Source organism: Methylibium rhizosphaerae, assembly GCF_006386545.1.
Taxonomy (GTDB): domain Bacteria; phylum Pseudomonadota; class Gammaproteobacteria; order Burkholderiales; family Burkholderiaceae_C; genus Pseudorivibacter; species Pseudorivibacter rhizosphaerae.
On the sequence record NZ_SWAR01000053.1, the window covers coordinates 18,253 to 29,405 of the forward strand.

General features: G+C 70.1%; 9 protein-coding genes. 5 read left to right on the top strand and 4 right to left on the bottom strand.

Translation table 11 applies throughout. The features are described from left to right. Positions 1-104 precede the first annotated feature (104 nt). Positions 105-926 (bottom strand): undecaprenyl-diphosphate phosphatase, encoded by an 822-nt coding sequence (locus E8D38_RS25035; protein ID WP_140636847.1) that lies wholly within the window; start codon positions 924-926, stop codon positions 105-107. A gap of 252 nt (positions 927-1,178) precedes the next feature. On the opposite strand from E8D38_RS25035, the gene E8D38_RS25040 reads away from it, so the two are divergent. Genes E8D38_RS25040 through E8D38_RS25055 form a run of 4 tightly spaced genes read left to right on the top strand, consistent with a single transcriptional unit; the run spans position 1,179 to position 4,271 of the window. Next, positions 1,179-1,856 (top strand): TetR/AcrR family transcriptional regulator, encoded by a 678-nt coding sequence (locus tag E8D38_RS25040; RefSeq protein ID WP_140636849.1) that lies wholly within the window; start codon positions 1,179-1,181, stop codon positions 1,854-1,856. Between the two features lie 38 nt (positions 1,857-1,894). Further along, entirely contained in the window at positions 1,895-2,548 is a 654-nt protein-coding gene (locus tag E8D38_RS25045; RefSeq protein ID WP_140636850.1) for a protein-L-isoaspartate O-methyltransferase family protein, read from the top strand. Between the two features lie 3 nt (positions 2,549-2,551). Beyond that, entirely contained in the window at positions 2,552-2,890 is a 339-nt protein-coding gene (locus tag E8D38_RS25050; protein WP_140636851.1) for a rhodanese-like domain-containing protein, read from the top strand. 22 nt (positions 2,891-2,912) lie between these two features. Next, complete coding sequence (locus E8D38_RS25055; protein ID WP_140636852.1) at positions 2,913-4,271, top strand: TolC family outer membrane protein; 1,359 nt, start codon at positions 2,913-2,915, stop codon at positions 4,269-4,271. Here E8D38_RS25055 and waaA read toward each other — a convergent pair. The 3 genes from waaA to E8D38_RS25070 are packed head-to-tail and all read right to left on the bottom strand — an operon-like array spanning position 4,249 to position 8,007. Continuing rightward, positions 4,249-5,574 (bottom strand): lipid IV(A) 3-deoxy-D-manno-octulosonic acid transferase, encoded by a 1,326-nt coding sequence (waaA, locus tag E8D38_RS25060; RefSeq protein WP_246099652.1) that lies wholly within the window; start codon positions 5,572-5,574, stop codon positions 4,249-4,251. The two genes, E8D38_RS25055 and waaA, sit on opposite strands and share 23 nt — an antisense overlap. Before the next feature lies 1 nt (position 5,575). Beyond that, positions 5,576-6,574 (bottom strand): lipopolysaccharide heptosyltransferase I, encoded by a 999-nt coding sequence (gene waaC / locus E8D38_RS25065; RefSeq protein WP_140636853.1) that lies wholly within the window; start codon positions 6,572-6,574, stop codon positions 5,576-5,578. A gap of 41 nt (positions 6,575-6,615) precedes the next feature. Then, a complete protein-coding gene (locus tag E8D38_RS25070; RefSeq protein ID WP_140636854.1) occupies positions 6,616-8,007 on the bottom strand; it encodes a phosphomannomutase/phosphoglucomutase in 1,392 nt (463 codons plus the stop codon). A 206-nt stretch (positions 8,008-8,213) separates the two neighbouring features. Between E8D38_RS25070 and E8D38_RS25075 the strand changes: the two genes are divergently transcribed. Then, the gene (locus tag E8D38_RS25075; protein WP_246099654.1) at positions 8,214-10,958 is read left to right on the top strand and encodes an ATP-binding cassette domain-containing protein; all 2,745 of its coding nucleotides are present in this window, start codon (positions 8,214-8,216) and stop codon (positions 10,956-10,958) included. Positions 10,959-11,153: the final 195 nt, after the last annotated feature.

Sequence of the window (11,153 nt, forward strand, 5' to 3'; positions counted from 1 at the left end):
GAACGGCCGCCCGAACGAAACGGGGGTTGCTGCGGCCTGCAGCAACCCCCGTCTCGGCAGCGTGCGCTGCTACAGCATCGAACAGCGCGGCCGTGCGGCCTGCCTCACGCGTGCCAGGTCACGACGCCGGTCCACGCCGTGGCCAGCACGACGATGCCGAACACGATGCGATACCAGGCGAACGGAATGAAGTCGTGCGTCGCCACGTAGCGCAGCAGCCAGCGCACGCAGACCCATGCCGAAACGAACGAGAACACGAGCCCGATGGCGAAGATCGGCACGTCGGCCACCGAGAGCAGCGCGCGCTCCTTGTAGAGGCTGTAGGCGCCCGCCCCCACCAGCGTGGGGATGGCCAGGAAGAAGCTGAATTCGGTGGCCGCCTTGCGCGACAGCCCCAGGAACATGCCGCCGATGATGGTGGCGCCCGAGCGGCTGGTGCCGGGCACCAGCGCGAAACACTGCACGAGGCCGACCTTCAGCGCGTCCCAGGGCCCCATGTCGTCCACCTCGGCCACCCGCACCCGCGCCGGCCGCTTCTCGGCCCACAGGATCACCAGGCCGCCCAGGATGAACGTGCTGGCCACCACGACCGGGGTGAAGAGGTGTTCCTTGATCACCTTGCCCAGCAGCAGGCCCAGGATCACCGCCGGCACGAAGCCGATCGCCACGTTGCGCACGAAGCGCTGCGCGCGCGGGTCCGACCCGAGGCCCAGCACCGTCTCGCGCAGGCGCTGCCAGTACACCAGGATGATCGCGAACATCGCCCCGGTCTGGATGGCGATCTCGAACACCTTGACCTTCTCGCCGGTGAAGTCGAGCAGCGAGCCGGCCAGGATGAGATGGCCGGTGCTCGAGATGGGCAGGAACTCGGTGAGCCCTTCGACGATGCCCATCAGGGCTGCCTTGATCCACAGCGTCAGATCCAAAACGAAAACTCCTGCGCAAGCACCGGCGCCCGCGGCCCGGCAAAGCGCGGCATCTTAAGCGGCCCGCACCGGGGCGCGGCCGCTTCGCTGCAAGATCGAACAGGTCTTGCCTGGCACTGCGCCGAGAATCGCGCGCCCGAGATCGCGCGAAGCCCCGTCCTTGACCTCGGGCGCGCCCCCGCCTACATTACTGACCGGTCAGTCAGTGACTAAAGCCGCCCCGCCTTCTCGGGGCGGCACGTCTTCTTGCCCATGTCTCCTGCCCAGCCCCAGCGTCAGCGACGCAAGGAAGCCCGCCCGCAAGAGCTGCTCGATGCGGCGCTGGGCCTGTTCGTCGAGAAGGGCTTTGCCGCCACCCGCTCCGAGGAAGTGGCGGCCCGCGCCGGCGTCTCCAAGGGCACGCTCTACCTCTACTACCCCAGCAAGGAAGAGCTGCTGAAGGCGGTGGTGCGCGAGAACCTCTCCGGGCTCATCGCCGAGGGCAGCGGCATCGTCGACCACTTCGAAGGCTCGGCCTCGGACCTGGTCGCGCTGCTGCTCAACACCTGGTGGGACCGTGTCGGCGAATCCCCCGCCTCGGGCATCTTCAAGATCATCATCACCGAGGTGGGCAACTTCCCCGACTTCGCCCGCTTCTACGTCGAAGAGGTGATCGAGCCGGCCCACGTGCTGTTCGAGAAGGTGCTGCAGAGGGGCATCGACGCCGGCGAGTTCCGCCCGGTGCGCCTGGACGATGCGGTGCACGTGTTGATCTTTCCGCTGCTGATGCTGTGCCTGCACAAGCATTCGCTGGGCACCTGCCGCGGCGACGAGGCAGCGATGGATCCGCGGCGATTCATCGCCACCCATGTGGACGTGGTGCTGCGCGGCCTGCAGGTCGCGCAGCCCGGCCCCAAGGCCGTCAGCAAACGAGCCGCGCAGCCCCAATAAAATCGCGCGTTTTGCATCACTGAGCCCGCGTGACCGCCATGAACATCGAACAAGCCCGCTTCAACATGATCGAGCAGCAGATCCGCCCCTGGGACGTGCTCGACACCTCGGTGCTCTCCCTGCTCGCGGTGGTGAAGCGCGAAGACTTCGTGCCCGCCCAGCACCGCGCACTGGCCTTCATGGACCTCGAAGTGCCCCTGCCGGGCGGCCAGACCATGCTGGCCCCCAAGCTGGAGGCGCGCCTGCTGCAGGAGCTGGCCCCCGCCAAGCACGAGAAGGTGCTGGAGGTGGGCACCGGCAGCGGCCACATGGCGGCGCTGCTGGCCCACAAGGCGCAGCGCGTCATTTCGCTGGAGATCCGCCCCGAGCTGGTGGCGCTGGCGCGCGGCAACCTGCAGCGCGCGGCCGTGGTCAACGTCGACGTGCGCGAAGCCGACGGCTCCCAGGGCCTGCCCGCCGAAGCGCCCTTCGATGCGATCGTGCTCTCGGGCGCGGTGGCCGAGGTGCCGCAGGTCCTGTTCGACCAGCTCAAGGTCGGCGGCCGCCTGGCGGCCATCGTGGGCGACGAGCCGGTGATGCGCGCCACGCTCTACACCAAGGTGAGCGAGCGCGACGTGCGCGCCACCTATCTGTTCGACACGGTGGCGCAGCGCCTGGAGCGCTTCCCGGCGCCCGCCAAGTTCACCTTCTGAGCCATGCAGCAGGTCGGGGTCCGCGACGTCCAGGCACTGATCGCATCGTTCGAGCCCGGCAGCCAGCCCGTGCTGCTGGACGTGCGCGAACCCTGGGAGGTGCAGCTCGCCTCGCTGCAGCTGCCCGGCGTGCGCACCGTCTGCATCCCGATGCGCGAGGTGCCGCAGCGGCTGCAGGAGCTCGACGCCTCGCAGCCCATCCTCGGTTTGTGCCATCACGGGATGCGAAGCCTGCAGGTCGTCGCATTCCTGGAGCGGCAAGGCTTCGAGAACCTGTACAACGTCGCCGGCGGCATCGACGCATGGTCCCACGAGGTCGATGCGTCGGTGCCGACTTACTGAACCACAACAAGGAAGCAACTCCATGCCCGCTGCGATCCGTCTGCCCGCCCTGAGCCGTCTGATGCTGGCCTGCGCCACCGCCTTCGGCGCCGCCTCCGCGGCGCAAGCCCAGAGCCTGGCCGAGCTGTACGAAGCCGCGCGCGGCTATGACGCCACCTACCTGGCCGCCCGGGCGGTGGCCGAGTCGGCGCAGTACAGGGCCGAGCAGGCGCATGCGAGGCGTCGGCCGAAGATCGACGCGACGCTCAACGCAGCGCGCAGTGCGAACGAGCAGCCGAATGTGTCGGCCGCGGGGGAGACCACGTTGCGCTCGACGAGCGCCGCCATCACGGCGAGCCAGAGCCTGTTCAACCGGGCGACCGACGTCGAGATCGAGCAGGCCGACAAGGGCGTGGAGTCTGCCCAGGCGGACCTCCAGGTAGCCGAGCAGGACCTGATCGTGCGCGTGGCGCAGGCGTATTTCGACGTGCTGGCCGCCCAGGATGCGCTGGCCAGGGAACAAGCCAACAAGAAGGGCATCTCGGAACAGCTGGCTTCGGCCAAGCGCAACTTCGAGGTCGGCACGGCCACCATCACCGACACCCGCGAAGCGCAGGCGCGCTTCGACCTGGCCACCGCGCAGGAAATCGCCGCCACCAACGATCTCCAGACCAAGCGCATCGCGCTCGACCAGCTGATCGGCCGCACCGGGGTCGCGCCCAGGCCGCTGGCCACGCCGGTGGCGCTGCCGCCCGTGTCGCCGACCTCGGTGGACGAATGGGTCGCCAGCGCCGAGCAGGCACCGGGCGTGCGCAAGGCCCGCGTGGGCTACGAGGTGACCCGGCTCGAGACCGAAAGGGCCCGCGCGGGGCACCTGCCGACGGTGGGCCTCAATGCCAGCTACACCAAGGGACACAACAACGTCCGGTTCGAGCCTGCCGCAGGAGGCTCGCTGAGCGCCTCGGGCCCGCTCACGCAATCGACCATCGGCGTCACGGTGAACATCCCCTTGTTCGCCGGCTTCGCGACGCAGAACCGCATCAGGGAAACGCTGCTGCTCGAAGAACAGGCGCGCAACAACCTGGAGGCGGTGCGCCGCACCGTGGCGCAATCGACGCGCCAGGTGTTCTTCGGCGTGCAGTCGGGCCAGGCCCAGGTGCAGGCGCTGGAAGCGGCCGAAGCCTCCAGCAAGCTTGCGCTGGAAGCCACCCAGCTCGGCTACCGCGTGGGCGTGCGCGTCAACCTCGATGTGCTGAACGCGCAGACCCAGCTGTTCACCACCCAGCGCGACCTCGCCAAGGCCCGCTACGACGTGGTGGTCAACAGCCTGCGCCTGCGCCAGGCCGCCGGCACGCTCAACCCGGGCGACGTGAACGCGGTCAACCAGCTGATCGCGCGCTAGCCCGCGCGCTGGCCAGCACCGCTTCGGCAATGCGGTCGGCCGCGCCACGGTGGGCCGCTGCAAAGGCGAGTGCACGTCCGGCCATGCCGTGGTGCGCCGCCGCGTCGCTGGCCAGGCGTACCGCGGCTTGCACGCCTTCGTCGAGCCCGGCCACGCGCTCGGCCGCGCCGGCCGCGATCGATAGCTCGGCCGCCAGTTCGAAATTGAAGGTGTGCGGCCCCATCACCACCGGGCAGCCGCAGGCGGCGGCCTCGATGAGGTTCTGACCGCCCAGCGGCGCGAAGCTGCCACCCAGCAGGGCCGCGTCGGCCGCCGCGTAATAGGCCGGCATCTCGCCCATCGAATCGCCCAGCCACACGTCGGCCTGCAGCGCAGCGGCATCGGGCGTGTGCGCCTGCCAGCCGGAGCGTCGCGACAACACCAGGCCCTGCTTCTGCACCAGCTGCGCCACTTCGTCGAAACGCTGCGGGTGGCGCGGCACCAGCAGCAGCCTCGGCCGCGGCGCCGGCAAGGCGCTCCAGGCCTGCAGCAGCGGGGTTTCCTCGCCTTCGCGGGTGCTGGCCGCCAGCACCACCGGCAGCGCCGACAAGGCGCGCCACTGGGCGCCGCGCGCCAGCAGCTGCGCATCGGGCGCCATGTCGAACTTGAGATTGCCCAGCACCTGCACGTTCGGCGCGCCGGCCTCGCGCAGTCGCATGGCGTCGGCCTCGGTCTGGGCCAGCACCGCGGCAAAGCTCTCGATGGCCGGGCGCAGCACCGCGTGCAGGCGATGGGCCTGACGCAGGCTCTTGTCGCTCAGCCGCGCGTTGGCCAGCACCATCGGCACGCCCGCCTCCTTCGCCCCCAGCAGCAGGTTGGGCCACACCTCGGTTTCCATCAGCACCCCCACAGCCGGGCGGAACTGCTCGAAGAAGCGCCGCACCACGCCGGGCGTGTCATACGGGAGCCAGACCTGCCGGTCTGCGGGGCCGAGCAATTCGGCCCCGGCCGTGCGGCCGGTGGCGGTGCCGTGGGTGAGCAGGAGCCGCAGGCCAGGCTGGCGCTGCCGCAGGGCGGCAACCAGCGCGGCGGCCGCCCGTGTTTCGCCAAGCGACACCGCATGCACCCATACCCAGCCGGCACTCGGCGCGCCGCTGTAGCTGCCCAGGCGCTCGCCCACCGCATGCCGGTACAAGGGCTCGGCGCGACCGCGCCACCACAGGCGTGCCACGTACAGGGGGGTCAGCGCGCGCAGCAGGCCGTTGTAGCCGGCGCGCGCCAGGCGTTGTTTCACGGTGGGCATCGTGGCGGCAGGCGCGGCCATGTCAACCCTGCACCGCAGCAGCGGCTGCCGCAGGGCGGGCGGCCCAGGCGCGTTCCCAGGTGTGCCACACCTCGTCGACGCCGGGCGTGTGGTCGCCGCCCACCGGCAGCTGGTGCGGCGTGTCCACCGGCCCGGCGCGCCAGGCCCGGGGCTGGCTGAAGATCTGCACATGCGGCAGGTCCAGCGCCACCGCCAGGTGGCTCAGGCCCGAATCGACGCCCACCACGCCGGCGCAGGCTGCCATGCGTGCGGGCAGTTCGGCGAGCGACATGCGCGGCAGCACCCGGGCGCCTTTGCCGATGGCGGCGCAGGTCTCTTCGGCGAAGGCACGCTCGGCGTCGCCGGCATAAGGCAGGCACACCGGCCAGCCGGCGGCCTGCAGCCGCTGGCCCAGCGCCACCCAGTGCGATTGCGGCCATTCGTTGTCGGGCCGGGTGGTGCCGTGCGCAAGCAGCACCTCGCGGCCCTGCCCGCCGCGCGCCAGCCGCAGGTCGTAGTCGGCACGGCCCTGCAAGGCATGGCCCAGCGCACCGGCGGCCAGCAGGCGATAGCGCTGCACAGCATGCACGCGCCGCGGCATCGGAACGGGCTGGTCCACCATGTAGCGCACCGGCCACTCGTAGCCGCAGGCCTCGCTCGCATTGGCATAGGTATAGCGCGAGCCGCCCGGCGCCAGCCGTGCCTGGCGCGCCACCAACGCCGACTTGATGAGCCCCTGGAAGTCGATCACCGCGTCGTAGGGCTCGGCCTGCAGTTCGGCAATGAACCGGGCCCGTTCGGCCCGGGTGGCCGCTGCAAACCGCGAATGGCGCCAGCGGCGCTGCGCGATCGGGATCACCCGCGCCAGGCCGTCGGCATTGGCCGCGAGCAGCGGGGCGAACGCTTCTTCCACCACCCAGTCGACGGTGGCGGACGGAAATGCGGCGCGCACGTCGTGCAGCGCCGGCAGCGTCTGGATCACGTCGCCCAGCGACGAAAGCTTGACGAAAAGTACGCGCAACGCCGCCCCGCCCCCGCTGCCCCTGCCGCCCCGTTGCCGCGCTAGTGCGCGGCAGCCCCGATGTGCGCGTCGGGCTTCACCGCCTTGAGCGCCGCGGTGAACTGGTCGCGGATGCGCTCGAGCGCCTCGGGCGTGTGCCCCTCGAAACGCAGCACCAGCACCGGCGTGGTGTTCGACGCGCGGATGAGGCCGAAGCCGTCGTCGAACTCGGCACGCAGGCCGTCGATGGTGACCAGCTCCTTGGCACCGTCGAAGCGGGCCGTCTCGCGCAGCTTCTCGATGACGGCATGCGGCTCGCCTTCGGCGCAGGCCACGTTGAGCTCCGGCGTGCTGTAGCTGGTGGGCAGTGCATTGAGCACTGCGCTCGGGTCGGCATGGCGCGAAAGGATTTCCAGCAGGCGCGCGGCGGTGTACATGCCGTCGTCGAAGCCGTACCAGCGCTCTGCGAAGAACATGTGGCCGCTCATCTCGCCGGCGATCGGCGCGCCGGTCTCCTTCAGCTTGGCCTTGATGAGCGAGTGGCCGGTCTTCCACATCAGCGGCTCGCCGCCGGCCGCCTCGATGGCGCCGGCCAGCCGCTGGGTGCACTTCACGTCGAAGATGACCTGGCCGCCGGGCACGCGCTGCAGGATGTCCTGGGCGAACAGCATCAGCTGGCGGTCGGGGTAGATGATCTGCCCGTCCTTCGTGACCACGCCCAGCCGGTCGCCGTCGCCGTCGAAGGCAAGGCCGAGCTCCGCGTCGGTCTCGCGCACGGTACGGATCAAGTCGGCGAGGTTCTCCGGCTTGGAAGGATCGGGGTGGTGGTTCGGGAAGTCGCCGTCCACCTCGGAATACAGCTCGGTGACCTTGCAGCCCAGCGCCCGCAGGATGCCCGGGGCCGAAGCGCCGGGAATGCCGTTGCCGGAGTCGACCACCACCCGCATCAGGCGCGAGAGCTTCACGTCGCCGGTGATGCGGCGCTGGTACTCGGACAGGATGTTCATCTTGCCGATGCGGCCCTTGCCTTGCGCGTAGTCCTCGGCCTCCATGCGCTGGCGCAGCGCCTGGATCTCTTCGCCGTAGATGGCGCGCCCGGCCAGCACCATCTTGAAACCGTTGTAGTCCTTCGGGTTGTGGCTGCCGGTGACCTGGATGCCGCTGCGGCAGCCGTATTGCGACCGGGTGGCGGCCACGTAATAGAGCATCGGCGTGGTGACGGCGCCGATGTCCACCACGTCGAGCCCGGTGGACGCCAGGCCGCGCATCAGCGCGCCGGCGAGGCCGGGGCCCGACAGGCGCCCGTCGCGGCCCACCGCCACTGCCTTCTCGCCCGCGGCCAGCGCCTGCGTGCCGAAGGCGCGGCCGAGGTGCTCGGCAAAACTCTCGTCGATCGTCTTGCCGACGATGCCGCGGATGTCATAGGCCTTGAAGACCGAGGCGTGCACTTGCATGAGAGGTTCTTTCTGCCCGAGGGAGGGGGGAGCCAGGGACGGCGCATTGTAGGCAGCCGGTAAGAGATCCCCGGGCGGTTGCCAACGGTTGCGCGCCGTATCCGAAACACGGCGCAACGGCAGATTCTTCCGGCGCTTTTTGCCGCTGCACCGGCCCGGGGCAACTGCGCCGCCGGGCATGCCGATTGCGCCTGCGCTGCATGGCCTTGAACCCCGACCTCCGCCGCAAGGTGTTCCTCGGCTTGTGGACCGCAGCCTGGAGCTGGCGACGGCGCACCCTGCTTGCCCTCGGCCTGCTCGTGCTGGCGAAGGTGGCCGGCGTGTGCGTGCCGCTGCTGCTCAAGGCCATCGTCGACCGCTTCAGCCAGCCGTCGGACCTGTCGGCCGACAACCTGAACACCGGGCAGGTGGTGCTGGTGCTGCCGGTGTTCCTGCTGCTGGGCTATGCGCTGCTGCGATTCGCCGGCACGCTGTTCACCGAGCTGCGCGACCTGGTGTTCGCCCGCGTCACGCAGCGCACCGTCAAGGCCTTCGCCGAACGCACCTTCGGCCACCTGCTGTCGCTCAGCCCGCGCTTCCACGTGCAGCGCAACACCGGCTCGCTGATCCGCGACGTGGAGCGCGGCACCGCCGGCATCGGCTTCCTGCTGGGTGCGGGCCTGTTCACGGTGGTGCCCACGCTGGTCGAATTCGTGGGCGTGCTGCTGGTCATGTCGGTGGGCTACAGCCACTGGTTCACCGTGGCCATCGTGCTCACCTTCGCGGTGTATGCCACCTACACGATGCTGATGACGCAGAAGCGCGAGCTGCGCCAGCGCGCCGTCAACGAGATGGACTCGCGCGCGAACGGCCGCCTGGTGGACACGCTGCTCAACTACGAGACGGTGAAGGCATACGCGCGCGAGCAGTTCGAGCGCACCCGCTATGCCGAGATCTGCACGCAGTGGATCGAAGGCAGCGTGCGCAACCAGAAGGCGCTGTCTGCGCTGCACCTCGGCCAGGGCGCGATCATCGCGGCCGGCGTGGCCTCGGTGATGCTGCTGGCGGGCGAGCAGACGGTGCGCGGCGCCATGACCGTGGGCGACCTCGTGCTGGTGAACAGCTACGTCATCCAGATCTGCCTGCCGCTCAATGCGCTGGGCTTCGTGTTCCGCGAGGCGAAGGATGCGCTGGTCAACACCGAGAAGCTGTTCGGCCTGCTCGAGCAGCAGCCCGAGATCGTCGACGCGCCCGGCAGCCGGCAGCTGGGCGTGCCGGCCGGGCACGTGGCCTTCGAGCATGTCGACTTCGCCTACGAGTCCGGCCGCCCCATCCTGCATGACGTGAGCTTCTCCATCGGCGCGGGGCAGACGGTGGCGGTGGTGGGCGGCAGCGGCTCCGGCAAGTCCACCCTCGCCCGGCTGCTGCTGCGGCTGTACGACACCAACGCCGGCCGCATCACCATCGACGGGCAGGACGTGCGCGAAGTGCAGCTGGCCTCGCTGCGCCAGGCCATCGGCGTGGTGCCGCAGGACACGGTGCTGTTCAACGACACCATCGCCTACAACATCGGCTACGGCCGCACCGGCGCGGGCATGCACGAAGTGGTCGAGGCGGCGCAGGCAGCGCAGGTGCACGAGTTCATCCTGTCGCTGCCGCAGCAGTACGACACCGTGGTGGGCGAACGCGGCATGAAGCTCTCCGGCGGCGAGAAGCAGCGCATCGCGATCGCGCGAGCCTTCCTGAAGAACCCACCGATCATGGTGCTCGACGAGGCGACCTCGGCGCTCGACACGCGGGCCGAGCGGGCCATCCAGAACGAGCTCGACCGCATCGCGCAGGGGCGCACCACGCTCATCATTGCCCACCGGCTGTCGACCATCGTCAATGCCGACGAGATCATCGTGCTCGACAAGGGCCGCATCGTCGAACGCGGCAGGCACCAGGACCTGATGCAGCGCGAGGGCCTGTATGCGCAGCTGTGGAAGCTGCAGCGCGAGCAGCAGCAGTTCGAGCGGCTCGAGCGCGAGCTGGCCCTGCAGCCGCTCAACCTCGCGGTGCTGGCCGCCAGCGTGATCGACGGCCTGCGCGAAGCCTTCGATGCACGCCAGGTGCGGCTGTACACCGACATCGAGACCGACCGCGCCCTGGTGACGGGCGACCCGGGCAGCCTTTCGCAGGCGCTGCGCGAGCTGTGCCTGCAGTCGCTGGCGGCCACACCGGTGGACGGACGCATCGAGCTGCGGCTCGAAAGCGGCGAAGGCAGCGCGCGCCTGTCGGTCACCGACGGGCGCCACGTCACCGACCGGCCACTGGTGCTGGTGGACCCGACCACCCGGCTCGACACCGACACGCCGCCCGACCCGCTGGCCCTGCGCTCGCTGGTCGAGCGCCAGGGCGGCCGCTTCCTCGTCGAGACGCCGACCTCGATGCGCGGCATGCGCTACGTCATCGAGCTGCCGCTGCGGCACATGGACGTCGAGCCTGTGCATGCGCAACGCCCGATCGAAAGCGCCGTCGCCAGCCTGCAGCAGCCGCTGAAGGGCCTGCACGTGGCCTGCATCGACGACCAGTCCGAGGCACGCGAAGTGCTGCAGGCGGTGCTCGAACAGGCCGGCGCCCAGGTGACCACCTTCGCCGGCGGCCGCCTCGCGCTGGACTGGCTGGAGCAGTCGCCCGGCGAGCGCTGGCCGCAGGTGATCGTCTGCGACATCGCGCTGGGCGAAGAAGACGGCCATGCAGTGGTGCGCCGCATCCGGCAGGTGGAGGCACGGCGCGGCGTCGCGCTGCACGCCCGCGTGCCGGCCATCGCGCTGACCGGCCTGGCGCAGCCCGGCGACCGCATCCGCGCGCTGATGGCCGGGTTCCAGGTGCACCTGGCCAAGCCGGTGGAACCGCAGGCCCTGATCGGGACGATCTACACCCTGTCCGGCCGCGGCACGCAGGAGGAGGCCCGCAGCGCTGCGGCGTAGCGCCGAGTCGCCGAATACCTTCACCGCGGAGGAATACAAGGCTTTCTCCGCGGTCCTCCGCGTCCTCCGCGCCTCCGCGGTGAATGAATTGGGTTCCGGCCATGGCGCACAGCCACTCTCCGTTCGGGCTGAGGTATCGAAGCCCTTCGACGTTTGGTGGCGGCCCTTCGATACCTCAGGGCGAACGGGTGGTTG

Coding starts and splice junctions, on each gene's coding strand:
- E8D38_RS25070 (WP_140636854.1), bottom strand. CDS start 8,007: ATGCAAGTGCACGCCTCGGTCTTCAAGGCCTATGACATCCGCGGCATC.
- E8D38_RS25040 (WP_140636849.1), top strand. CDS start 1,179: ATGTCTCCTGCCCAGCCCCAGCGTCAGCGACGCAAGGAAGCCCGCCCG.
- waaA (WP_246099652.1), bottom strand. CDS start 5,574: ATGGCCGCGCCTGCCGCCACGATGCCCACCGTGAAACAACGCCTGGCG.
- E8D38_RS25055 (WP_140636852.1), top strand. CDS start 2,913: ATGCCCGCTGCGATCCGTCTGCCCGCCCTGAGCCGTCTGATGCTGGCC.
- E8D38_RS25050 (WP_140636851.1), top strand. CDS start 2,552: ATGCAGCAGGTCGGGGTCCGCGACGTCCAGGCACTGATCGCATCGTTC.
- E8D38_RS25045 (WP_140636850.1), top strand. CDS start 1,895: ATGAACATCGAACAAGCCCGCTTCAACATGATCGAGCAGCAGATCCGC.